Source organism: Cedecea neteri NBRC 105707 = ATCC 33855, from assembly GCF_001571265.1.
GTDB classification, from domain to species: domain Bacteria; phylum Pseudomonadota; class Gammaproteobacteria; order Enterobacterales; family Enterobacteriaceae; genus Cedecea; species Cedecea neteri.
Map to the genome: position 1 here is coordinate 76,188 of NZ_BCTL01000026.1, position 23,689 is coordinate 99,876.

The following is a 23,689-nucleotide window of genomic DNA, read 5'->3' on the forward strand; positions in this document are numbered from 1 at the left end:
GTCAGTATTACAGTGCTTTTTGCTGAGAGGTCACCTTGCTGTCCGGCTTGTCTTCTTCGACAACGCAGACATCGCATGGCAGGTGGCGACCAATCAATTTACGGTAGCCGAATGCGCCGAGGGATGCGCCGACAATAGGCGCAAACAGCGGCACCAGGAAGTAAGGAATGTCTTTCCCACCGGTGAAGGCGACGTCGCCCCAGCCAGCCAGCCACGCGAAGGTCTTCGGTCCCAGGTCACGAGCAGGGTTCATCGCAAACCCGGTCAACGGCCCCATTGATGCGCCGATAACCGCGATCAGCAGGCCAATCAGCAGCGGAGCCAGCGGGCCACGCGGCACGCCATTGCCATCGTCGGTCAGCGCCAGAATGACGCCCATCAGGATGGCAGTGATCACCATTTCTACGGCGAATGCCTGAACGAAGTTAATGTGTGGGTTCGGATAAGTGGAAAATATACCGGCCAAATCCAAACTTTCTACGCTGCCGCGCACCATATGATGCGTTTGTTCGTAGTCGAGGAACAGATTGTAATATAAGCCATAAACCAACGCGGCGGCGCAGAATGCGCCAAGGAACTGTGAAATAATAAACGGCACGACTTTGCGTCCGTCAAAACAAGCGAACAGCCAGAGTGCGATCGTTACTGCCGGATTAAGATGTGCGCCGGAAACCCCTGCGGTCATATAGATGGCCATCGCCACCCCTAAGCCCCAGATGATACTGATCTCCCACTGCCCGAAGGTGGCACCGGCCACTTTCAATGCAGCAACACATCCCACACCGAAGAAGATCAACAACGCGGTACCCATGAATTCGGCGATGCACTGGCCTTTTAAGGTTGTTGTAGCGGTCTGACTCATAGTGGGGTCCTGAAGGCAAATTGATGATTATTGTTGTCGAGCATCCTTGTCACCTTTATGCCATGTAGGCATGGTGTTAATTTATCGTTAACGAGCACAAACGAGAAATATCGAACTTTAAATGTGCGTGGTGCGTCAAGAAAATGAGCGTTTTCGCGCTAAAAAATGAGCGGTGCTTCATGGGAACGCAGGGAGGATTACGTGTTTTGTTAACGTGCTTTTTAACAATTAGAGCCGGTCTCGACGCGTGGCTTTCAGCATAGGCTGAAAAACGTCATGTTACGCAAAGAGCGCGGTAAGCCGCTGGACACGGGCATCCAGGCTACTTACAATCGAGTTACGCTACGTGTTATGCATACGTTCATAAAGGCGTCGCCGAAGAATCGGGACGAGGATAGCCATCCATCAACGCCTTGCCATTCAGGAGAGTTCGAAATGTCATTTGAAGTGTTTGAGAAACTGGAAGCAAAAGTTCAGCAGGCGGTTGACACGATTACGTTGTTACAGATGGAAATCGAAGAGCTGAAAGAGAAGAATAACGGTCTGGCTCAGGAAGTTCAGCAGGCACAAAGCAACCATGAAGAGCTGGTGCGTGAAAACAGCAGCCTGAAAGAACAACAGCACGTCTGGCAGGAGCGTTTGCACGCGCTGCTGGGCAAAATGGAAGAAGTGTAATTTCGCTTCCGACAAAAAAGAACGGGCGCCTCAGGCGCCCGTTATGCTAGCCATCGGCTGGATTATTCAATGTCCAGCGGATCTTCGGAGAGAATGATGCCGGTATTATCGGCATACAGATGGTCCCCTGAGAAGAAGGTCACGCCACCAAAATTGACGCGAACATCGCTTTCGCCGATGCCTTCACCCGCGGAGCCAGCCGGAATGGCGGCAATTGCCTGGATGCCAATATCCAGCTCTTCCAGATCGTCCACCTGACGTACCGCGCCGTAAACCACAATGCCTTCCCACTCGTTTTGCAGCGCAAGACGAGCCAGTTCTGCATCAATCAGCGCGCGGCGTACCGAACCACCGCCGTCTACCAACAGGACTCGCCCACGGCCATTCTCTTCGAGCAGATCGTACAGCAACCCGTTGTCCTCGAAACATTTCACCGTGATGATTTGCCCACCAAATGACGAGCGGCCACCAAAGTTAGAGAACAACGGCTCAACGACGTTGACCTCTTCCTGGTAGATGTCACAAAGCTCAGAAGTATCGTATTTCATAGGATTAAGGTTCATTTGCTGCAGGAGTTGTCAGTATATCGCGTTCTGTTAACTGTTGGCAAAATCATCAATTGTTAATTGATATTTGTCAGTCATCAGGCGACGGTGCTGAGTACGACGCCCAGAGCAAACAGCAGATTCGTCAGCAATGCAGCTTTAACGGTACGTTCCAGCATCGGGCGCATCGCAACGGGATCTTGTTCCCGCACGACATAGGCAGCCTGCTTGAGCAGAAGCGGCGCTGCCAGAACAAATAGCCATCCCCACAGGCTCTTGAGCCAGATAAGGTTAAACAGGGCGAGGCAGACCAGAGAACCGATGAGCAGACCGGCATGATAACGGCGTGCAACAGTGGGCCCCAGGCGCACGGCGAGCGTACTTTTACCGTTTTCACGGTCGCTGTCGATATCACGTAGATTATTGATGTTCAGCACGGCCGTTGCGAGCAGACCGCAGGCGGTAGCGGGCAGAATGACCAACGGCGCCAGCGAATGAGCCTGCAGATACCAGGTCCCTGCGACGCTAATCCAGCCGAAGAACACCAGCACAGAAATATCCCCCAGCCCCATATAACCGTAAGGGCGGGTGCCTACGGTGTAGGTAATGGCGGCGACGATAGACAGTACGCCAAGCAGCAGGAAGCCCATGAAGTCCGCAAAGGTGTGACAGGCGAGGGCGACCAGCGACAGGCCCGACAGACAAATAAGGATGACGGTGATGACCAGCGCACGTTTCATCTGCGCCTGAGTAATCATCCCTTTCTGCATCCCGCGCAGCGGCCCAATGCGATCCTCTTTGTCGCTGCCTTTAACCGCATCGCCGTAGTCATTGGCGAGGTTAGACAGGATTTGCAGCAGCCCGGCGGTCAACAGCGCCAGCAGCGCCACGGCAGGGTCAAATACGCCTTGCCAGTAGGCCAGGGCCGAGCCGCAGACGATGGAAGCAAATGCCAGAGGCAGCGTGCGTGGGCGAAGACTTTCCAGCCAGGCCTGGGTGACACTTGTAGGTTGCGAATCGCTCATTATTTGGTTGCCAACTTAGATAAAAAAATGGAGGGCATAAGCCCTCCACTTCAAATGAAGAAAATGCGTTAGCCGGATTATAGGATAAAACGGCTCAGGTCTTCATCTGCAACCAACTCATCCAGATGTTTGCCGACGTATTCGGCGTCGATCAGGATGGACTGGCCATCTAACTCGCTGGCGTCATAGGAGATATCTTCCATCAGACGTTCAAGTACGGTGTGCAGACGACGAGCACCGATGTTTTCGGTTGATTCGTTCACCTGCCAGGCCGCCTGAGCAATACGACGGATACCGTCCTCGGTAAAGTCGATGTTCACGCCTTCGGTCGCCATCAGCGCTTTGTACTGTACGGTCACAGAGGCGTTTGGCTCGGTCAGGATGCGTTCAAAGTCGTCAACCGTCAGCGCCTGCAGCTCAACGCGAATCGGCAGACGACCCTGCAGCTCAGGAATAAGGTCTGACGGGCTGGCAACCTGGAATGCGCCGGACGCGATGAATAGAATGTGGTCAGTTTTCACCATGCCGTGCTTGGTGGAGACGGTGCAGCCTTCTACCAGCGGCAGCAGGTCACGCTGTACGCCTTCGCGGGACACATCCGGGCCGGAGCTATTGCCACCGCGCTTACAAATTTTGTCGATTTCGTCGATAAACACGATCCCGTGCTGCTCAACCGCGTCGATGGCGTCCTGCTTCAGCTCTTCCGGGTTCACCAGTTTCGCCGCTTCTTCTTCCACCAGCAGCTTCATCGCATCTTTGATTTTCAGCTTGCGTGGTTTCTGCTTTTGGCCGCCCAGGTTCTGGAACATGGACTGCAGCTGGCTGGTCATTTCTTCCATGCCAGGAGGAGCCATGATTTCGACACCCATTGGTGCCGCGGCGAGATCGATTTCAATCTCTTTGTCATCCAACTGGCCTTCACGCAGTTTCTTGCGGAACGACTGGCGAGCCGCAGAAGGTTCCTGCTGAGCTTCAGACTGGCCCCAGTTATTCTTCGCTGGCGGGATCAGCACGTCGAGAATACGCTCTTCGGCCATCTCTTCGGCGCGGTAGCGGTTCTTTTCGATAGACTGCATGCGTACCATTTTGACTGCGGCATCGGTTAGATCGCGGATAATAGAGTCCACTTCTTTACCCACATAGCCTACTTCGGTGAATTTGGTCGCTTCAACCTTGATGAACGGCGCGTTGGCCAATTTTGCCAGACGGCGGGCAATTTCGGTTTTACCCACGCCGGTTGGGCCGATCATCAGAATATTTTTAGGGGTAACTTCATGGCGCAGCTCTTCATCAAGCTGCATACGGCGCCAGCGGTTACGTAAGGCGATAGCGACGGAGCGCTTAGCGTTGTCCTGGCCGATAATGTGTTTATTCAGCTCGCTAACAATTTCGCGTGGGGTCATTTCAGACATGGGAGATCCTTACGCTTTAGACGGTAATTCTTCGATGGTATGGAAGTGGTTGGTATAAACGCAGATATCACCTGCAATATCCAACGCTTTCACGGCGATATCGCGCGCGCCCATTTCGGTATTTTCCAGAAGGGCACGGGCTGCGGCCTGGGCGTACGGGCCGCCTGAGCCAATGGCAATCAGATCGTTTTCAGGCTGGATGACATCGCCGTTACCGGTGATGATCAGAGAGGAATTCTCGTCAGCCACGGCCAGCAGCGCTTCCAGCTTGCGCAGCATGCGGTCGGTACGCCAGTCCTTCGCCAGCTCAACGGCGGCTTTAACCAGGTGACCCTGGTGCATTTCCAGCTTGCGCTCAAAAAGTTCGAACAGCGTGAAGGCATCCGCAGTACCGCCGGCAAAACCCGCGATCACTTTATCGTTGTACAGGCGACGTACTTTTTTGACGTTACCTTTCATGACGGTATTACCCAGCGTGGCCTGGCCATCGCCGGCAATAACCACATGGCCGTTACGACGTACACTTACTATTGTTGTCACGATCGGACCCCTTTTGCATCAGCTAAACAGGAGCCCTGCGCGGTGCGCAGGGCCTAATGCCATTATAAATGGGGGGCAATTTTGGGGTTTCAACCCCCGGCGGCAAGACGAATACAGCTGTTATGTCCAGCCATCTTCAGCCGATTGATGGTGCCGTCGGCATTGTCTTTACCTTTGATTGGCCCAATGACGACGCGGTTCCAGCCGTTATTGGTGGTAATGCGGGAGTCAAAACCTTCAAATGCCAGCTGAGCACGAACGGTTTCCGCCTGCTCGCTGCCTTTAAACGAACCACACTGCACCATCCAGCGTTTTTCGTCTTTTTTCTCCTGAGCCGCAGGAGCCTGCTTAGCCACTTCCGGTTCACGCGTTATTGGCGCAGGCTGAGCTTCACGCTGAACCGGTTTGGTTTGCTGTGGCGCTTTTTGCTGGCTGTGCGGCGGCGTCTGCAGCAGATCCTGATAAGGCTGCTGATTATTTGCCGTTGAGGTTTTCGGCTGTTGCTGCGGCACGGCTTTTGGCTGCTGATAAGGCTGCGTGGTTTGCTGTGTGTTACGTGGCTGCTGGTATGGCTGCTCCGCTACACGCTGCTGAACGCGAGGCTGCTGCGTTTGCGTATTCCACTGCTGCTGTGCAGGCTGAGTTTGCTGAACAATCTGTTTCTGGCGCTGCAGCGTTTGCTGGCGCTGGGCAGGGGTTTGCTCATTCCACGGCACTTCATTCAGCTGCGTTGGCTGCTGGCGCATATCAGCCTGCATTTGCTCCAGCAACTGACGCTGTTCGTTGGTGAGCTGATTTTGGTTCATGACTTCGCCGCCGGCGGTAGGTTCGGTAGGTGCACGTACGCCAGGCTGGCGGTTCTCCAGCTCTTTAATGTAACGCCAGCGCTCTTCCGGTTTTGGCGGCAGGCCATTGCCGGTCACTTTGTGGCCGGGAAGCGCGTCAATCTCTTCTTTCTTATGGTGAGTAATAAAGTAAAGAGCACCGACAAAGGCCACCACGACTGCGGCCGCAATGGCAACCATCGTCGGAGAGACGGAGGGCAGACTACGTTGCTTTTTGCGGGGTGTACTTTTTTTGCGCCGCGTCCCTGCCGATTGCCCGCGGCTTACATAATCTCGTTGTGCCACTATCGTTTCGCTGTCTTTATTCGTTTATCAGTCCGCCATGTTACTTAAGGGGCGGGGCTTTGACCAGTTTATGCAGTCTTAAAAACGGCTCAATTTCTGCTGCCGGGCGCGGCGGTGCTGCCTCGCTCAATAAGATCGCAGTCCAGCAGGCGTGAGCCGCTGTTAACGTTTTGGCCGTTCATGTTGTCCAGCAATAGCAGCATAGCTTCCTTACCAATATCGAAACGGGGTTGTGCGACGGTGGTGAGGGGCGGGTCACAGAACTGCGACAAGGCGATGTCATCGAAGCCCATAATTGATAAATCTTCCGGCACTTTCAGCCCGCTACGCTTCGCCTGAGACAGCGCACCTAGCGCCATCACGTCGCTATGGCAGAAGATGGCGGTTGGGGGTTCCGGTAGAGCAATAAGCTGTGCCAGCGCTGCGGCGCCTGCTTCATAGGTGAAATCACCGCGTGCAATATAGTGAGGATCGACGACGATGCCGTTGCGGCGAAGTGCCTGAACGTATCCCTGTAAACGATAATGGCAAAGCGGCATTTCTTCGGGACCGGCGATACAGGCGATGCGCTTATGCCCAAGCTCTTGCAGATAGTAAACGGCGTTAAAGGCGGCGGTCAGGTTGTCGATATGCACCGTGGGCAGCTCCAGCTCAGGTGCAAATTCATTGGCCATTACCATCGGCGGCAGGTTGCGTTGCTCTTCTTTGCTGGCGTCAAACGGCAGGCGCGAGCCCAGCAGCAACATGCCATCAATTTGTTTGGTGATGATCAGATCGATAAAGGTTTTTTCCTGCTGATTTTGATGGGCGCAATCGCCAATCAGCACGAGGTAGCCGTGTGAAGCTGCGGTGACTTCAATACCGCGAATGATTTCGCTGAAAAACGGATCGCAGATATCCGGCACGATGACCAGAATAGTGCGTGATTCGCTGCGCTTGATGTTACGCCCCAGAGAATGAGGCAAATACCCCACTTCAATCGCCGCCTGTTCCACGCGATTACGGGTGCTTTGTGAAACTTTGTCTGGGTTCATTAAGGCGCGGGATACCGTTGCAGTAGACACTTTTGCCTGCACGGCGACATCTTTCATGGTGGCATTCACCACCGGTTTCTTCGGCTTCACTTCTTCTCCTCACATGCACGCCGCTATCGTCAACACTCCTGTGTGTCTGACAGTCATCACATTCTTAGCAGAAGTTGGCTGTAAGCGGTTACAAATTTTTCACAAGAAATGTGATGAGTATTAGATTTTTCGATCGGCTTCGCATAACCAGCCCGATTGTGCTACCCGTCGATAGGGTCGACATCCAGCATCCATTTCACTTTCCGGGCTTCGGGCAGCGTGTTAATTAGCGTGAGTGAGTGGCTGACCAGCTTTTGCAGGCGCGCGCGCGATGGGTGCTGCAGCAAGATTTGCCAGCGAAAACGCCCGCCGCGTTTTGGCTGCAGAGAAGGAACCGGCCCCATGATCCAGAGCTGCTCGTCGCGGAGCGGGCTGGCTTCCAGCAGATTACGCAACTGCTGCAAAAATAGCGGTGCCTGGTGGTTGTTCTGATCTTCGGCCCGAATCAAAACATGGCTGGTGTACGGCGGCAAAAACACCGTTTGGCGCTCGTTCAATGCCTGGCTGGAAAATGCATCGTAGCCTTTGGTCAGCAGCGTTTGCAGCAAAGGATGTTCAGGATGGTGCGTTTGCAGCAGGACTTCACCTTGCTTACCGGCTCGGCCCGCTCGGCCAGACACCTGGACGTAGAGCTGGGCAAAACGCTCGGCGGCGCGGAAATCTGCGGAGAAAAGCGCGCCGTCTACGTCGAGTAAGGCGACCAGCGTGACATCAGGGAAGTGGTGGCCTTTAGCCAGCATCTGGGTGCCGATAAGAATACGTGCGCCGCCGCGGTGAACTTCGGCCAACTGCTGTTCCAGCGCCCCTTTACGGCTGGTAGTGTCGCGATCGATACGGGAAATCGGTACGTTCGGGAACAGTGGCTCAAGGCTGTGTTCAAGCTGTTCGGTGCCCATGCCAACCGGCACCAGATGCGTGGAGCCGCACTGCGGGCACTGCTGCGGGATCGCACGCTGGCTGTCGCAATGGTGGCAACGCAGGTGGCGCTGGCCCTGGTGCAGCGTGTAGTAATGATCGCACCGTGCGCATTCCGCAATCCAACCGCATTCGTGGCAGAGCAGGGCAGGCGCGAAACCGCGGCGGTTAAGGAAAAGGATCACCTGGTTATCCGCGGCAAGATGCTCGCCGATCTTTTTAAGAAGCGCAGGGGCTAAGCCTGCTTTGAGCTGCTGCCCTTTGAGATCGACAACCTGCTGGTGAGCCGGGCGTGCGTTCCCGGCACGTTTGGTCAGGCGTAACTGGCGATATTTTCCCACCTGAACATTGTGCAGGGTTTCCAGAGCGGGTGTTGCCGAGCCGAGAATGATCGGAATATTTTCAGCATGTGCCCGGTAAACGGCTAAGTCGCGGGCGTGATAGCGCCAGCCTTCTTGCTGTTTATAGGAGCTGTCATGTTCTTCATCGATGACGATGACGCCGAGACGGCAGAACGGTGTGAACAGAGAGGAGCGGGTGCCGATGACGATGGCCGCCTCACCGCTGCGCGCTTTTAGCCACACGCTGAGTCTTTCGCTATCATTAAGCCCGGAGTGCAGGACTTCAACCGGCGCGTTAAAGCGTTCCCGGAAGCGGGCGATGGTTTGCGGTGTAAGGCCAATTTCCGGAACCAGCACTAAGGCCTGATTCCCCTGCGCCAGCACGTTTTCCAGCACGCTGAGGTAAACCTCAGTTTTGCCGGAGCCAGTGATGCCTGCGAGCAGCCAGGCTGAGAAATGGTCAGATTCGCTGTGGATTGCGCCCACGGCGGTGGCCTGTTCCGTATTCAGTCTCAGCCGTTCACCGGAAACGGCATAGTTTCCCCGCCAGTCTGCTTCCGCAGGTGCCGCGCTTTTTAAATCACACAGGCCTTTTGTTCTGAGCGCTTGTAACCCTGGTTCACTGATTTCCAGCTCGCCGATTTGATGGCGCCAGACTATGTTGTGCCGCAGCGCCGCCAGCGCCTGCTGTTGCTTAGGTGCGCGTTTGAGACTGTTCAGGTCAACGGCTTTGCCTTCTTCTGTAGCAAACCAGTACCAGAGCGGAGCATGATGCGCGGGTTTCCCCTGGCGCAGAAGGATCGGCAGAGCGTGAAAGAGCACCTCGCCAATCGGGTGATGGTAATACTCCGCGGCCCATAGCAACACGCGCCAGAGTGACGGCGTGAAGAGCGAACGGCCATCAAGCACTTCGCCAACGGGTTTGAGTTTTTCGAGCGGAAGATCGCTCGACTGGCTGACCGACATGACGATACCGACAGCTTCGCGTTGCTTACCAAACGGTACCTGAACGCGGCAGCCTGCGCTAACCTGTACGCCTTCTGGCAGCAGATAGTCGAAGGTACGGGCCAGCGGAACCGGCAGTGCAACGTGGGCTACGGGCATGAAAGCATCCAGGCTGAAAAAAATGACGTATTAGTGTACACTGTGTGCTTGCAAAATTGCGGATCAGTTTGCACCGGCTGAGTAATTTCTGTATGATTCGCCGCCTTTGATGCGCAGTTTTGGTATCGAAAAACCTAATTTATTAACATCGCGTGGTGTCTGGCGTTAGGGCTGGAAGAGCGACGCGGCCTTTACCGAGGTTTACCATGAAAAAAGATATCCATCCTAAATACGAAGAAATTACTGCAAACTGCTCTTGCGGTAATGTTATCAAGATCCGCTCCACCGTAGGTCACGATCTGAACCTGGACGTATGTGGTCAGTGCCACCCGTTCTACACTGGTAAACAGCGTGATGTTGCTACCGGCGGCCGTGTTGATCGCTTCAACAAGCGCTTCAGCGTACCAGGCGCGAAAAAATAAGTTTCGCACACTGGAAAGAGAAAGGCGCCCTGAAGGCGCCTTTTTTGTGTCTGTTATCCGGCAAACAATAAGAAAAGGCGCCCGCAGACGCCTTAACCACAAGTCTTAATATTCCCACGTATCCGGATCGATCCCCAGTTCACGCATGATGACCTTGGCATCTTCCGGGATTTCATCGCTGCGTTCTTTACGCAGGTCAGCATCGTTCGGCAGCGGTTGGCCGGTGAACGCGTGCAAAAAAGCTTCACACAGCAGTTCACTGTTGGTCGCATGACGCAGGTTATTCACCTGGCGACGCGTGCGCTCGTCGGTGAGGATCTTCAACACTTTCAGAGGAATGGAAACCGTAATTTTCTTTACTTGTTCACTCTTCTTACCGTGCTCAGCGTAGGGGCTGATATATTCGCCGCTCCATTCAGCCATGAGATACCTTAATCCTCTTAATCTATGAAAATGTGCCAAAGCCGGATGAATCCACGGCGTTGACGATTATCTCTTTTAGTGTACAGCGTAGGATAACCCTTTCCTGAGCGCGAAACTCAGACGCATACACTCTAAAACGCATAATTTTAACGGCTATTTGCCTTTTGCTCAATCTATACGCAAAGAAGTTTAGATGTCCAGATGTATTGACGTCTATACTGCGGTTGTTTACTCTGATGCCTGACTTTTATTCGACCAGCAAGGATCGGGCACACCATGACGCGTAAACAGGCAACCATCGCAGTTCGTAGCGGTTTGAATGATGACGAGCAATACGGCTGCGTCGTTCCACCTATCCATCTGTCCAGCACCTATAACTTTACCGGCTTTAATGAACCGCGTGCCCATGACTATTCACGCCGGGGTAACCCAACGCGCGACGTTGTACAGCGGGCGTTGGCTGAGCTGGAAGGTGGAGCAGGGGCAGTAATGACCAATACCGGCATGTCCGCCATTCACCTGGTCACCACCGTATTCCTCAAACCTGGCGACCTGCTGGTTGCGCCTCACGACTGTTATGGGGGCAGCTATCGTCTGTTTGATAGTCTTGCAAAACGTGGGGCTTATCGCGTTTTATTCGTCGATCAGAACGATGAAGAAGCTTTAAAATCTGCGCTGGCGGAAAAACCAAAGCTGGTGCTGGTAGAAAGTCCAAGTAATCCATTGTTGCGCGTCGTGGATATTGCGAAAATCTGCGCCGCAGCACGTGAAGTAGGCGCGATTAGCGTGGTGGATAACACCTTCCTGAGCCCGGCACTGCAAAACCCGCTGGCGCTTGGAGCCGATCTGGTTCTTCACTCTTGCACCAAGTATCTCAACGGCCATTCGGACGTGGTTGCAGGCGTGGTGATTGCAAAAGATCCTGCCACGGTCACCGAACTGGCATGGTGGGCGAATAACATTGGCGTGACCGGCAGCGCATTTGACAGCTACCTGCTGCTGCGCGGCCTGCGTACCTTATCGCCGCGTATGGAAGTGGCTCAGCGTAATGCTTTAGCTATTGTTGAACTTCTCAAGCAGCAACCGCTGGTGAAAAAGCTGTATCATCCTTCACTGCCGGAAAACCAGGGCCACGAGATTGCCGCCCGTCAGCAAAAAGGGTTTGGCGCGATGCTTAGCTTTGAGCTGGACGGTGACGAGCAAACGCTGCGTCGTTTCTTGGGGGCGCTGTCGCTGTTTACCCTGGCTGAATCGCTGGGGGGTGTGGAAAGCTTGATTTCTCACGCCGCAACCATGACCCATGCGGGCATGGCGCCGGAGGCGCGGGCCGCCGCCGGCATTTCTGAGACGCTGCTACGCGTTTCAACAGGTATAGAAGATAGTGAAGATTTAATTGCCGATCTGGAAAATGCCTTCCGGGTCGCTGCCGAGGGGTAAGCATGAGTGTTTCAGCACCAGCAGGGACGCCGGTTCGTCAGCTGCACAAGTTTGGGGGCAGCAGTCTTGCCGATGTGAAATGTTACCTGCGCGTGGCGGGTATCATGACCGAATATTCCAGACCGGGTGACATGATGGTGGTTTCGGCCGCCGGCAGTACCACTAACCAGTTGATTAACTGGCTCAAGCTGAGCCAGAGCGACAGGCTTTCCGCGCATCAGGTGCAGCAAACGCTGCGCCGCTATCAGAGCGATCTTATTAGTGGCCTGCTTCCGGCGGAAGTGGCCGATGGCCTGATAGCCGGGTTTATTCACGACCTTGAGCGCCTTGCTGTTCTGCTGGACGGCAAAATGACCGATGCCGTTTATGCAGAAGTTGTTGGTCATGGGGAAGTCTGGTCGGCGCGTTTGATGGCCGCGGTGCTGAATCATCAGGGCGTAGAAGCCGCCTGGCTGGACGCCCGTGATTTTATGCGCGCTGAACGTGCGGCGCAGCCACAGGTTGATGAAGGCCGTTCCTGGCCGCTGCTGCAAAACTTGCTTGCCCAACACCCGAATAAACGCCTGGTCGTGACCGGCTTCATCTGCAGCAACGAAGCCGGTGAAACCGTCCTGCTGGGGCGTAACGGTTCTGACTATTCAGCTACGCAGATTGGAGCGTTGGCCGGTGTTTCCCGCGTGACTATCTGGAGCGACGTGGCCGGGGTTTACAGCGCCGACCCGCGTAAGGTTAAAGACGCTTGCCTGCTGCCGCTCCTGCGTCTCGATGAAGCCAGCGAGCTGGCTCGTCTCGCCGCGCCGGTACTGCACGCTCGTACATTACAGCCCGTATCCGGAAGCGATATCGACCTGCAACTGCGCTGCAGCTACTCGCCAGAGCAAGGCTCGACCCGTATTGAGCGCGTTCTGGCGTCCGGCACGGGTGCCCGCATTGTGACCAGCCATGACGATGTTTGCCTGATCGAGTATCAGGTGCCGTCGCATCAGGATTTCAAGCTGGCGCAAAAAGAGCTGGATCTGATTCTCAAGCGCGGTCAGGTGCGTCCGCTGTCGATTGGCGTGCATCCCGACCGTAATCTGCTGCAGCTTTGCTACACCTCGGAAGTCGCCAACAGCGTGCTGCAACTTCTTCAGGATGCCAGTTTGCAGGGCGAGCTTCGCCTGCGTGAAGGCCTGGCTCTGGTGGCAATGGTCGGGGCCGGCGTTTGCCGTAACCCGCTGCATAGCCACCGCTTCTGGCAGCAGTTGAAAGATCACCCGGTGGAGTTTATCTGGCAGTCGGAAGACGGCATTAGCCTGGTGGCCGTGCTGCGCGTAGGCCCAACGGAAAGCCTGATTCAGGGCTTACACAAGTCGCTGTTTCGTGCGGAGAAGCGTATTGGCCTGATGCTATTCGGCAAAGGCAATATTGGTTCCCGCTGGCTTGAGTTGTTTGCCCGTGAGCAGGAAGTGCTCTCCGCCCGTACCGGCTTTGAGTTTGTGCTTGCCGGCGTGGTCGATAGCAGCCGTAGCTTGCTGAATTACGAAGGTCTGGACGCCAGCCGCGCGTTGGCCTTCTTCAATGACGAGGCCGTCCAGCAGGATGAAGAGTCGTTGTTCCTGTGGATGCGCGCTCACCCTTACGATGATTTAGTTGTGCTGGACGTGACCGCCAGCGAGCAGCTCGCCGATCAATATCTGGACTTCGCCAGCCATGGTTTCCATGTGATCAGCGCCAACAAGCTTGCCGGCGCGGGGAATGGCCAGAAATATCGCCAGATTCGTGATGCGTTTGAGAAAACGGGCCGCCACTGGCTGTATAACGCCACGGTGGGCGCAGGGCTGCCGGTTAACCATACGGTTCGCGACCTGCGCGACAGCGGCGATGCCATTTTGGCTATCAGCGGTATTTTCTCGGGGACGCTTTCATGGCTGTTTCTGCAGTTTGACGGCACCGTGCCGTTTACCGAGCTGGTGGATCAAGCCTGGCAGCAGGGGCTGACCGAGCCGGATCCACGCGTTGATCTTTCCGGTAAAGACGTGATGCGTAAGCTGGTGATCCTTGCCCGCGAAGCGGGTTACGACATCGAGCCGGATCAGGTTCGGGTGGAATCTCTGGTACCTTCAGGCTGTGAAGGTGGCTCCATCGACCACTTCTTTGAAAATGGCGATGAGCTGAACGAGCAAATGCTGCAACGGCTGGAAGCCGCGCAGGAAATGGGGCTGGTGCTGCGTTATGTGGCCCGGTTTGATGCGAACGGTAAGGCGCGCGTAGGGGTCGAAGCCGTGCGGGCTGAACATCCGCTTGCCGCTCTGCTGCCGTGTGACAACGTCTTCGCGATTGAAAGCCGCTGGTACCGTGATAACCCGCTGGTGATCCGCGGGCCTGGCGCCGGTCGTGATGTTACCGCCGGTGCCATCCAGTCCGATCTGAACCGCCTGGCGCAGCTGCTGTAGTTTCTTTCCCGCACTCTCTTTCTTCGGGAGAGAGTGCGTTTTCTCGCTCCTCGTTCTCCGCCCGCCCTGAAAAAAATTCATCTTATGTGAGAATTCCTCCACATTTTGTGGTGACATTTTCATTGACGACTCTCGCCTTTTCGGTCATCTTTCTATCTGGACGTCTAAACGTCTGGATAGCAATAAAACGCCACCACACGATAATGATGCGATTGACGAGGTAAGGGTATGAGTTTTTTTCACGCGAATCAGCGGGAAGCGCTGAACCAGAGTTTGGCCGAAGTGGCCGGGCATATTCATGTTTCCTTTGAGTTTTTCCCGCCTCGCAGCAGTGAAATGGAACAGACCCTGTGGAAGTCTATCGACAGGCTGAGCATTCTGAAGCCAACGTTTGTTTCCGTGACCTACGGTGCGAACTCCGGTGAACGCGACCGTACCCACAGCATTATTAAAGGCATTAAAGAGCGAACCGGCCTTGAAGCTGCACCGCATCTGACCTGCGTCGATGCAACGCGTGATGAACTGCGCACGATTGCGCAGGACTACTGGAACAACGGCATCCGCCATATCGTTGCGTTGCGTGGTGACCTGCCGGCTGGCAGCGGTAAGCCGGACATGTATGCTTCTGACCTGGTCGGGCTGCTCAAGGACGTGGGCGACTTCGATATTTCCGTTGCGGCCTACCCGGAAGTTCACCCCGAAGCTAAAAGTGCCCAGGCGGATTTACTCAGCCTGCGCCGTAAAATAGAGGCTGGCGCTAACCGCGCGATCACTCAATTCTTCTTCGATGTTGAAAGCTACCTTCGCTTCCGCGATCGCTGCGCGGCCACAGGCATTGATGTTGAGATCATCCCAGGTATTCTGCCTGTTTCAAACTTCAGACAGGCGAAGAAATTTGCCGATATGACCAACGTGCGTATTCCGTCCTGGATGGCACAAATGTTTGAAGGCCTGGATAACGATGCAGAAACACGTCAGCTGGTAGGCGCGAACATCGCCATGGATATGGTTAAAATTCTGAGCCGGGAGGGTGTGAAGGATTTTCACTTCTATACGTTGAACCGAGCGGAAATGAGCTATGCGATCTGCCACACTTTAGGCGTACGGCCGAAGCTGTAGACATTCATTAATTTAAAAAAAAGCCCCGCTCATCTCTGAGCGGGGCTTTTTGCTTTATGGGCAAAAGGCGTTATTGATTACTGCCGCTATCACCGTAAGGCAGCGAGTCATAATCCCGCAGCGCGTTTTTCTCATACGGATTGCCAATCCAGCGGGTCGCTTCGACAAACTGCGGGCTGGCGATGGCTCGTGTCGCGTCGTAGCCGTCATAGCTTAAGCCAGCCAAATCAGACCAGGTATGAATCAGTTCTGAGCTGCTGTACTTGCGGTTTATATCTCCCGAGAAGTCACGCGGGTGGGCTTGCTGCCAGGTCGGTGACGTCCAGACGATAAACGGTATGGTGTACATATGGCGCGTAGGGTTGTTTTCGTTCCGCCCCTGAGTCTGATGCGGCGGTGTGTCGTAAACCTCTTCCCCGTGATCGGAGAAATAAAGCAAGAAGCCGTTAGGATCGCTGGCCTTGTAGTCTTTGATCAGCGTGGAAACCACGTGGTCATTAAACAGGTTGGCGTTATCGTAGCTGTTGTAGGCTTCTTGCTGATCTTTGGTTAACCCTGCAGGTAAATCGTCAGTTTTGCCATCAAATTTGTTCCAGTTTTCCGGGTAGCGGAAGTCGTAACGAATATGCGTGCCGAGCAGATGCACGATAATGAATTTCTTCGGTGCAGGGTCGGCCAGAACCTCTTTAAACGGCGCGAGGACGTTAGTGTCGTATTCGCGCGCGCTCTGGGTACGCTGCTGGTTCATATAATATTGTTTGTCGGTCTGTTTCGAGAATACGGCCAGCATGGTGTTGCGTTCCGTCATGGTCTGCTGGTTGGTGATCCAGAATGTTTTGTACCCGGCCTGCTTCATCAGATTCATCAGCGAAGGCTTAGTCAGGTAGAGGTCCGGATCCTTCTCGTCTGCAAACGTCAGCGCCTGCTGCAGAATTTCAATGGTGTAAGGACGCGAAGTGACGACGTTATTAAACACCGTCATTTGCGGGTCAGTTTTATGCAGCTCATCCAGTTCCGGCGTTGTCTGGCGGTGGTAGCCGTAAAGGCTCATGCGACCACGCTGAGTTGACTCACCAATAACCAGCACCAAAGTGCGCGGCGCGTTACCGGAGGCGTCTTTCAGGTTAGCCAAAGGCGGCAGCGCATTGTTGGACGTTAGCAGGTTATTCAGGCTGTCCAACTGCTGGCGATATTCGGTATAGGCAACGATAAACTGCCACGGAGCAGCAGGCTCAAGGCGATAAGAAATGCTGGAGAATGACTCCCCGATGCTGCGTTTGTTGATGAGCCATTCTTTGCCTACCGGGTTCAGCACCAGGCCAAACAGAATGGCGAATGAAACCAGCCAGCGCCACGGGTTTGGAATATAAACCGGGCGCAGACGTGTCCAAAGAAAGATGGCTACTAACGTATAGGCAAGCGTAATCAACAGCAGTTTCAGGCTGAAATACTGGCTCAGATATTCGCTGGCTTCGTTGGCGTTTGTTTCGAACATCACAAACAGAACGCTTTGTGAGAATTCCTGCCCGTAAACAACGTAATAACCCAGGGCGGCTATAGAGGCGGCCCAAAGGATAACGCCGATGACGGCGGCAATAATGCGCGTACGTTGCGGGAACAGAAATACCGGAATAAACCACAGAGAACTAAACAGTAAAGAGTCTCGCAGCCCCGTGGTACCGCTGTAGCCTGTCGTTAATATGGCAATCTGCAAAACTGAGGAAAAATACCAAAAGTAGAGTAAAACCCATCCAAGGGCTTTAATGCTGAACTTGCGTTCAGACTGGTTGGTTTTGAAGTGCATACTTATGCCTGTGCTATTAAATTATCATTAACCGTAATGAGAAAACCTTAAGTAAGCCTTAGTTATGAACGCTACGGTGGCTGTACTCACGAAAAAAGCCACCCATTATTGGGTGACTTTTGCGCACAATATAGAAAATCTGTCGGAACAATGACAGCGTAATTTTAGGCTTGTTCCGGGGATATTTATGCTGCCAATACTTTTGGTTTGTTGTTGTTTATTTGTTGAAGATGGCGAGGGGAATAACCGTGTTAAGCACAGTGAATGATGATGAGCGATTTCATTAGCCAGAAACAAAAGCCCCCGCATTTGCGGGGGCTTTGGCGAAACTAAAAATATTAGCCAGTATTACGCATTCCGGCGGCAACGCCGGCTATGGTGACCATCAGGGCTTGCTCTACGCGGGCATCAGGCGCTTCGCCTTTCTCTTCCGACTGGCGTGAGCGGTGCAACAGCTCGGCCTGCAGGACGTTCAGCGGATCGGTATAGATATTACGCAGGGTAATAGACTCGGCAATCCACGGTAAATCTTCCATCAGGTGCGAGTCGTTGGCGATATCCAACACGACTTTGATGTCTGCTTCCAACTGGTCACGCAGCTGTTTACCCAGTTTCCACAGCTCGGGCTTCACCAGGCGCTGATCGTAGTATTCCGCCAGCCAAAGGTCGGCTTTCGCAAACACCATCTCCAGCATACCGAGGCGAGTGGAGAAGAACGGCCAGTCGCGGCACATTGTTTCCAGTTCGCTTTGCTTGCCTTCTTCCACGACTTTTTGCAGAGCCGCGCCCGCGCCCAGCCAGGCCGGCAGCATCAGGCGGTTCTGGGTCCATGCGAAGATCCACGGAATCGCACGTAAAGATTCTACCCCACCGTTTGGACGGCGTTTCGCCGGGCGGGAACCCAACGGCAGTTTGCCCAATTCCAGCTCCGGCGTAGCGGAACGGAAATACGGCACGAAGTCTTTGTTCTCCCGAATATAGCCGCGGTACATCTCGCACGATGTCGCGGAAAGTGAGTTCATGATCTGAATCCACTCTTTCTTCGGCTCCGGCGGCGGCAGCAGGTTAGCTTCAAGGATCGCGCTGGTGTAAAGCGACAGGCTGCTGATGGTGATTTCCGGCAGGCCGTATTTAAAGCGAATCATCTCGCCTTGCTCGGTTACGCGCAGGCCGCCTTTCAGGCTGCCCGGTGGCTGAGAAAGCAGGGCCGCGTGCGCTGGTGCACCGCCACGGCCGATGGAGCCGCCGCGACCGTGGAACAGCGTCAGGGCGATACCGGCTTTCTCACAGGTTTTAATCAGCGCATCCTGCGCTTCGTACTGCGCCCAGGATGCGGCCATTACGCCCGCGTCTTTCGCCGAGTCGGAATAGCCAATCATCACCATCTGTTTGCCCTGGATAAAGCCACGGTACCAGTCGATGTTCAGCAACTGGGTCATGACGTCGTCGGCGTTATTCAGGTCGTCGAGGGTTTCAAACAGCGGTGCAACCGGCAGGGCGAAGGTACAGCCCGCTTCTTTCAGCAGTAGGTGAACGGCCAGCACGTCGGACGGCGTTTTGGCCATCGAAATAACGTAGGCGGCGATAGAGCCACGCGGGGCTTCGGCCACCACTTTACAGGTTTCCAGCACTTCGCGGGTTTCTTCGCTTGGCTCCCACTGGCGGGGCAGCAGGGGACGCTTGGAGTTCAGTTCGCGGATCAGGAAGGCTTGCTTATCAGCCTCTGACCAGCTTTCGTAGTCGCCGATGCCAATGTAGCGGGTCATTTCGCCCAGCGCTTCGCTGTGGCGGGTGCTTTCCTGGCGAATATCAATACGTACCAGCGGCACGCCGAAGCATTTCACGCGGCGCAGGGTATCCAGCAACTGCCCGTTAGCGATGATGCCCATGCCGCAGGCCTGCAGGGATTGATAACAGGCGTATAGCGGATCCCAAAGCTGCTCGTTTTGAATGAGCAGACCTTCCGGCTTTGGAAGGCGCTGGCCTTTCAGACGGGCCTCAAGCCAGGCCTGAGTGGCGAGCAGCTGCTGGCGCAGGCCTTTCATGATGTGGCGGTAAGGTTCCTGCCCGGCGTCTGGTCCTGCCAGTTCGCTAAGCTCTGCCGTGCATTCCACCATCGACAGCTCTGAAACCAGCACCGCGATATCGCGCAGGAACAGGTCAGTGGCTTTCCAGCGGCTGAGCAGCAGGACATGACGGGTGATTTCGGACGTGACGTTCGGGTTACCGTCGCGGTCGCCGCCCATCCAGGAGGTAAAGCGTACCGGAACGAAGTCCACCGGCAGCTTATAGTTCAGATTTTCTTCGAGCTGTTCGTTAAGCTCACGCAGGTAATTTGGCACCCCTTCCCAGAGGCTGTTTTCCACCACCGCGAAGCCCCATTTGGCTTCGTCGACCGGAGAAGGGCGATGCTTACGAATTTCGTCGGTATGCCATGCCTGAGCCACTAGCTGACGAAGGCGGCGCATGATCTGGTTGCGCTCGTAGTCGGCGAGATCGCCGTGGTCGAGTTGCTTCAGGCAGCTGTTCACTTCAACCAGTTTGTGAATCAGGGTGCGGCGAGTGATCTCGGTAGGGTGAGCGGTAAGTACCAGCTCCAGAGAAAGAGACTCAACGGCCGCCCGAATGTCCGCTTCGCCGATGCCCGGCTGATCTTTTAGTTTTTGCAGCGTTTTAGCGATAACTTCCGGGTTGCTGACCGCTTCGCCCGTCGCGGAGATGCTGTGGTATTGCTCTGCGGTGTTGGCAAGATTAAGGAACTGGCTAAAAGCACGGGCGACGGGGAGCAGTTCATCATTTGAGAGGTTCTGCAGCGTGCTCAGCAGCTCCTGACGATGGGCTTCATTACCGGCGCGGGAGGACTTGGATAACTTACGGATCGTTTCTACGCGGTCGAGAATATTTTCCCCCAGCGCATCTTTGATGGTATCTCCGAGCAGTTTTCCGAGCATGCTGACATTACTTCGCAAAGCAGAATAGCGTTCGTTCATATGACTCCAGCCCAATCTATTATGTAACTTAATTTCACCCGTGAAGGTTCAACACCGCCTTTTATAAAGCCACGTCATAAACCATTCGTCAATTGCTACGAAATCGTTTCAGCAAACGAGGAAATGACGCGAATTTATGAAATTTAATTACCAACTTCGCTCATAAGCATTTCTTATAAGAATAGCGATTATTCCAGATTAAAAAGGGGGTAAAACCCCCTTTCACCGCGATTAATCAATGCCAACAAAAATGATGTACTACCTGAGTAATTAACTCCCGAGTTGGCTTGATAAAGCGGGTATCAATGTATTCATCCGGCTGGTGCGCCTGGTTGATGGAGCCAGGGCCAAGAACCAGCGTTGGGCATACGGTCTGGATAAACGGCGCTTCGGTGCAGTAGTTCACCACTTCCGTTTGCGCGCCGAGCAGCTTCTCAACGACCTGCACGAGCTGGTGGTCCGGCGGGCATTCGTAGCCTGGAATCGGCGGATGCAGTTCAGAGACCGTCAGGCGGCCAGGCCAGCGCTGGCTTACGGGTTCTAATGCTTCAGTCAGTAAACCGTTCAGATCGTTTAATGTCATGCCCGGCAGCGGGCGAATGTCCATGTGAAGTTCGCAACATGCACAAATGCGGTTTGCCGCGTCGCCGCCGTTGATATGACCCAGGTTAAGGGTCGGATACGGCACGGTGAAGGCATCATGGTGATAGCGATCTTTCAGGGTATTGCGCAGCGTGAGGATATGGCCGATGGCATCGTGCATCAGTTCAATGGCGTTGACGCCGCGCGCGGGATCGCTCGAGTGGCCGGACTGCCCGAGAATACGAATGGCGTTCGACAAGTGGCCTTTATGCGCGCGCACCGGTTGTAACGATGTTGGCTCACCGATGATCGCGCAGTCCGGACGTAACGAGGTTGTTTCAGAGAAATAGCGTGCCCCTGCCATGGTGGTCTCTTCATCGGCGGTGGCCAGAATATAGAGCGGCTTTTTCAGGGTTGTCACATCCACGTCGCGCAGCGCATCCAGAATGAACGCGAAGAATCCTTTCATATCGGCAGTACCCAGGCCGTAAAGCTTGTTGTCGTGCTCGGCCAGGGTAAACGGGTCCCGCGTCCAGCGGCCATCGTCAAACGGCACGGTGTCGGTATGCCCCGCCAGCAGCAGGCCGCCAGCGCCCTGGCCGCTGCTCGCCAGCATATTGAATTTATTGCGTGTCCCCGGAACGGGCTGAATTTCAACGTTAAAACCGAGGTCGCGGAACCAGCCGGCCAGTAAATTGATTAAAGACTCATTGCTTTGATCCAGCGCGCTGTCGGTGGCGCTGATGGAAGGTGTCGCGATCAGGGCGCGGTAGATCTCGATAAAAGGCGGTAATTTCATCTTCACTGTTGACAGGCCTTAGGTTAGGATAGTATCAATATTCATGCATTAATTATGAATAAAAATACAATAACGTTGAGCGTAAAGGAACAGTTAAGCGTTCCGGTGAATAAAAAACCACGCTAACGGACGTGGGTGAAAGCGTCAGGCTGGCACTCTGAGCAGACCGAAAAGACAAGGTGAACGACCCAGATGTTGAATACGCTGATTGTGGGTGCAAGCGGTTATGCAGGCGCAGAGCTTGTAAGCTATTTGAATCGCCATCCTGATATGAACATAACCGCTTTGACGGTTTCAGCGCAAAGTTCAGATGCAGGAAAATTGATATCTGATTTGCATCCGCAGTTAAAGGGTATTGTTGATCTGCCGCTGCAGGCGATGTCGGACATCAGCGAGTTCAGCGAAGGCGTGGATGTGGTGTTCCTCGCCACTGCCCACGAAGTCAGCCACGACCTGGCCCCGCAGTTCCTGGCGGCAGGCCGCGTAGTGATCGATCTTTCCGGCGCGTTTCGCGTTAACGATCCGGCGTTTTATGAACGTTATTACGGTTTTACCCATCAACATCCTGAGCTGCTGGAAAAGGCGGTTTATGGCCTGGCAGAGTGGCAGGCCGATAAGCTGAAAGAGAGCAATTTAATTGCGGTGCCGGGATGTTATCCGACGGCGTCTCAGTTGGCGCTGAAGCCGCTGATCGACGCCGATCTGCTGGATTTGAGCCAGTGGCCGGTGATCAACGCTACCAGCGGCGTCAGCGGTGCCGGGCGCAAGGCGGCGATTTCCAACAGCTTCTGCGAAGTCAGCCTCCAACCTTACGGTGTATTTAATCATCGTCATCAGCCAGAAATCGCCACCCATCTTGGCGCGCCGGTCATTTTTACCCCGCACCTCGGCAATTTCACACGCGGCATTCTGGCGACCATTACCTGCCGCCTGAAGGCTGGCGTCACGCAGCAGAAAATTGCGGAGACGTTTAACCAGGCCTATGGCGACAAGCCGCTGGTTCGCCTGTACGAAAAAGGCGTACCGGCGCTGAAAAATGTGGTTGGTCTGCCGTTCTGTGACATTGGTTTTGCCGTACAGGATGAGCACCTGATTATCGTTGCCACCGAGGACAACCTGCTGAAAGGTGCCGCGGCGCAGGCAGTACAGTGTCTTAATATTCGTTTTGGCTTCGCCGAAACGCAGTCCCTTATTTAACCGTCTGTCAGGTGAAATGATGAATCCTTTAATTATCAAATTAGGCGGCGTACTGCTGGATAGCGAAGAAGCGCTGGAGCGCCTGTTTACCGCACTGGTGAACTATCGTCAGTCCCATCAGCGTCCGCTGGTGATTGTTCACGGCGGCGGTTGCCTGGTGGATGAACTGATGAAAAAGCTGGCGCTGCCGGTGGAAAAGAAAAATGGCCTGCGCGTAACGCCTGCCGACCAGATTGACATTATTACCGGTGCGCTGGCGGGCACGGCCAACAAGACGCTGCTGGCCTGGGCGAAGAAACATGGGATTAACGGCGTCGGCCTGAGCCTCGGCGACGGGGATAGCGTCACGGTGACTCAGCTTGACGAAGCGCTTGGCCACGTCGGCCTCGCTAAACCGGGTTCGCCAAAACTGATTAATACACTGCTGGAAAACGGCTTCTTGCCGATTGTTAGCTCCATCGGTGTGACCGTAGAAGGCGAGCTGATGAATGTGAATGCGGACCAGGCGGCGACAGCGCTTGCTGCCACGCTCGGTGCGGACCTGATTCTTCTTTCCGACGTGAGCGGCATCCTGGACGGCAAAGGCCAGCGCATCGCTGAGATGACGGCGGCCAAAGCTGAACAGCTGATTGAGCAAGGCATTATTACCGACGGCATGATTGTGAAAGTGAACGCGGCGCTGGATGCGGCCCGTACCCTGGGGCGTCCGGTGGATATTGCCTCATGGCGCCACGCGGATCAGCTACCCTCTTTATTCAACGGCGTGGCTATCGGCACCCGGATTCTGGCATAGACAAAGAATAGTTTT

19 protein-coding genes are annotated in these 23,689 nt (G+C 54.6%); 7 read left to right on the forward strand and 12 right to left on the reverse strand.

Annotation, left to right across the window (positions count from 1 at the left end; genetic code table 11):
* Positions 1-7: 7 nt before the first annotated feature.
* Positions 8-862, reverse strand: a complete 855-nt coding sequence (locus tag CNE01S_RS12295) for an MIP/aquaporin family protein (RefSeq protein WP_061276339.1) — start codon at positions 860-862, stop codon at positions 8-10.
* A 435-nt stretch (positions 863-1,297) separates the two neighbouring features.
* Between CNE01S_RS12295 and zapB the strand changes: the two genes are divergently transcribed.
* The gene (gene zapB / locus CNE01S_RS12300; protein ID WP_008457532.1) at positions 1,298-1,537 is read left to right on the forward strand and encodes a septal ring assembly protein ZapB; all 240 of its coding nucleotides are present in this window, start codon (positions 1,298-1,300) and stop codon (positions 1,535-1,537) included.
* A 62-nt stretch (positions 1,538-1,599) separates the two neighbouring features.
* Here the strand turns inward: zapB and rraA are convergent, their stop codons facing one another.
* The 7 genes from rraA to priA form a co-directional block, all read right to left on the reverse strand.
* A complete protein-coding gene (gene rraA, locus CNE01S_RS12305; RefSeq protein WP_008457535.1) occupies positions 1,600-2,085 on the reverse strand; it encodes a ribonuclease E activity regulator RraA in 486 nt (161 codons plus the stop codon).
* 95 nt (positions 2,086-2,180) lie between these two features.
* Entirely contained in the window at positions 2,181-3,107 is a 927-nt protein-coding gene (gene menA / locus CNE01S_RS12310; RefSeq protein ID WP_061276341.1) for a 1,4-dihydroxy-2-naphthoate polyprenyltransferase, read from the reverse strand.
* A gap of 77 nt (positions 3,108-3,184) precedes the next feature.
* Positions 3,185-4,519: an ATP-dependent protease ATPase subunit HslU gene (hslU, locus tag CNE01S_RS12315; RefSeq protein WP_038477050.1), complete on the reverse strand. Its 1,335-nt coding sequence runs from the start codon at positions 4,517-4,519 to the stop codon at positions 3,185-3,187.
* Between the two features lie 9 nt (positions 4,520-4,528).
* Positions 4,529-5,059 (reverse strand): ATP-dependent protease subunit HslV, encoded by a 531-nt coding sequence (gene hslV, locus CNE01S_RS12320; RefSeq protein ID WP_038477047.1) that lies wholly within the window; start codon positions 5,057-5,059, stop codon positions 4,529-4,531.
* Positions 5,060-5,148: 89 nt separating this feature from the next.
* Positions 5,149-6,189: a cell division protein FtsN gene (ftsN, locus tag CNE01S_RS12325; protein ID WP_061276343.1), complete on the reverse strand. Its 1,041-nt coding sequence runs from the start codon at positions 6,187-6,189 to the stop codon at positions 5,149-5,151.
* An 89-nt stretch (positions 6,190-6,278) separates the two neighbouring features.
* Positions 6,279-7,313, reverse strand: coding sequence for a DNA-binding transcriptional regulator CytR (gene cytR / locus CNE01S_RS12330; protein ID WP_061276345.1), 1,035 nt, complete (start codon positions 7,311-7,313; stop codon positions 6,279-6,281).
* A gap of 161 nt (positions 7,314-7,474) precedes the next feature.
* Positions 7,475-9,673 (reverse strand): primosomal protein N', encoded by a 2,199-nt coding sequence (priA, locus tag CNE01S_RS12335; protein ID WP_061276346.1) that lies wholly within the window; start codon positions 9,671-9,673, stop codon positions 7,475-7,477.
* A 206-nt stretch (positions 9,674-9,879) separates the two neighbouring features.
* Here priA and rpmE point away from each other — a divergent pair, with 206 nt between their 5' ends.
* A complete protein-coding gene (gene rpmE / locus CNE01S_RS12340; RefSeq protein WP_008457552.1) occupies positions 9,880-10,095 on the forward strand; it encodes a 50S ribosomal protein L31 in 216 nt (71 codons plus the stop codon).
* A 105-nt stretch (positions 10,096-10,200) separates the two neighbouring features.
* On the opposite strand, the gene metJ is transcribed toward rpmE, so the two are convergent.
* Entirely contained in the window at positions 10,201-10,518 is a 318-nt protein-coding gene (gene metJ, locus CNE01S_RS12345; RefSeq protein ID WP_008457553.1) for a met regulon transcriptional regulator MetJ, read from the reverse strand.
* 276 nt (positions 10,519-10,794) lie between these two features.
* Here metJ and metB point away from each other — a divergent pair, with 276 nt between their 5' ends.
* From metB to metF, 3 genes are all read left to right on the forward strand, one after another.
* Entirely contained in the window at positions 10,795-11,955 is a 1,161-nt protein-coding gene (gene metB, locus CNE01S_RS12350; RefSeq protein WP_061276348.1) for a cystathionine gamma-synthase, read from the forward strand.
* 2 nt (positions 11,956-11,957) lie between these two features.
* Positions 11,958-14,390: a bifunctional aspartate kinase/homoserine dehydrogenase II gene (locus tag CNE01S_RS12355; RefSeq protein ID WP_061276351.1), complete on the forward strand. Its 2,433-nt coding sequence runs from the start codon at positions 11,958-11,960 to the stop codon at positions 14,388-14,390.
* Positions 14,391-14,618: 228 nt separating this feature from the next.
* Positions 14,619-15,509 (forward strand): methylenetetrahydrofolate reductase, encoded by an 891-nt coding sequence (metF, locus tag CNE01S_RS12360; RefSeq protein WP_061276353.1) that lies wholly within the window; start codon positions 14,619-14,621, stop codon positions 15,507-15,509.
* Between the two features lie 70 nt (positions 15,510-15,579).
* On the opposite strand, the gene CNE01S_RS12365 is transcribed toward metF, so the two are convergent.
* The 3 genes from CNE01S_RS12365 to argE form a co-directional block, all read right to left on the reverse strand.
* Positions 15,580-17,313, reverse strand: coding sequence for a phosphoethanolamine transferase CptA (locus CNE01S_RS12365; RefSeq protein WP_061276354.1), 1,734 nt, complete (start codon positions 17,311-17,313; stop codon positions 15,580-15,582).
* A 338-nt stretch (positions 17,314-17,651) separates the two neighbouring features.
* Positions 17,652-20,303 (reverse strand): phosphoenolpyruvate carboxylase, encoded by a 2,652-nt coding sequence (ppc, locus tag CNE01S_RS12370; protein ID WP_061276356.1) that lies wholly within the window; start codon positions 20,301-20,303, stop codon positions 17,652-17,654.
* A 235-nt stretch (positions 20,304-20,538) separates the two neighbouring features.
* The gene (argE, locus tag CNE01S_RS12375; protein ID WP_061276357.1) at positions 20,539-21,690 is read right to left on the reverse strand and encodes an acetylornithine deacetylase; all 1,152 of its coding nucleotides are present in this window, start codon (positions 21,688-21,690) and stop codon (positions 20,539-20,541) included.
* A 186-nt stretch (positions 21,691-21,876) separates the two neighbouring features.
* On the opposite strand from argE, the gene argC reads away from it, so the two are divergent.
* Both argC and argB read left to right on the forward strand, forming a co-directional pair.
* Positions 21,877-22,881 (forward strand): N-acetyl-gamma-glutamyl-phosphate reductase, encoded by a 1,005-nt coding sequence (gene argC / locus CNE01S_RS12380; protein ID WP_061276359.1) that lies wholly within the window; start codon positions 21,877-21,879, stop codon positions 22,879-22,881.
* Between the two features lie 16 nt (positions 22,882-22,897).
* Positions 22,898-23,674: an acetylglutamate kinase gene (gene argB, locus CNE01S_RS12385; protein ID WP_096754164.1), complete on the forward strand. Its 777-nt coding sequence runs from the start codon at positions 22,898-22,900 to the stop codon at positions 23,672-23,674.
* Positions 23,675-23,689 lie beyond the last annotated feature (15 nt).

What these genes read in the sequence shown, in the direction of transcription:
- CNE01S_RS12295 (WP_061276339.1), bottom strand. Translation starts at nt 862, where the DNA reads ATGAGTCAGACCGCTACAACAACCTTAAAAGGCCAGTGCATCGCCGAA.
- zapB (WP_008457532.1), top strand. Translation starts at nt 1,298, where the DNA reads ATGTCATTTGAAGTGTTTGAGAAACTGGAAGCAAAAGTTCAGCAGGCG.
- rraA (WP_008457535.1), bottom strand. Translation starts at nt 2,085, where the DNA reads ATGAAATACGATACTTCTGAGCTTTGTGACATCTACCAGGAAGAGGTC.
- menA (WP_061276341.1), bottom strand. Translation starts at nt 3,107, where the DNA reads ATGAGCGATTCGCAACCTACAAGTGTCACCCAGGCCTGGCTGGAAAGT.
- hslU (WP_038477050.1), bottom strand. Translation starts at nt 4,519, where the DNA reads ATGTCTGAAATGACCCCACGCGAAATTGTTAGCGAGCTGAATAAACAC.
- priA (WP_061276346.1), bottom strand. Translation starts at nt 9,673, where the DNA reads ATGCCCGTAGCCCACGTTGCACTGCCGGTTCCGCTGGCCCGTACCTTC.
- rpmE (WP_008457552.1), top strand. Translation starts at nt 9,880, where the DNA reads ATGAAAAAAGATATCCATCCTAAATACGAAGAAATTACTGCAAACTGC.
- metJ (WP_008457553.1), bottom strand. Translation starts at nt 10,518, where the DNA reads ATGGCTGAATGGAGCGGCGAATATATCAGCCCCTACGCTGAGCACGGT.
- metB (WP_061276348.1), top strand. Translation starts at nt 10,795, where the DNA reads ATGACGCGTAAACAGGCAACCATCGCAGTTCGTAGCGGTTTGAATGAT.
- CNE01S_RS12355 (WP_061276351.1), top strand. Translation starts at nt 11,958, where the DNA reads ATGAGTGTTTCAGCACCAGCAGGGACGCCGGTTCGTCAGCTGCACAAG.
- metF (WP_061276353.1), top strand. Translation starts at nt 14,619, where the DNA reads ATGAGTTTTTTTCACGCGAATCAGCGGGAAGCGCTGAACCAGAGTTTG.
- CNE01S_RS12365 (WP_061276354.1), bottom strand. Translation starts at nt 17,313, where the DNA reads ATGCACTTCAAAACCAACCAGTCTGAACGCAAGTTCAGCATTAAAGCC.
- ppc (WP_061276356.1), bottom strand. Translation starts at nt 20,303, where the DNA reads ATGAACGAACGCTATTCTGCTTTGCGAAGTAATGTCAGCATGCTCGGA.
- argC (WP_061276359.1), top strand. Translation starts at nt 21,877, where the DNA reads ATGTTGAATACGCTGATTGTGGGTGCAAGCGGTTATGCAGGCGCAGAG.
- argB (WP_096754164.1), top strand. Translation starts at nt 22,898, where the DNA reads ATGATGAATCCTTTAATTATCAAATTAGGCGGCGTACTGCTGGATAGC.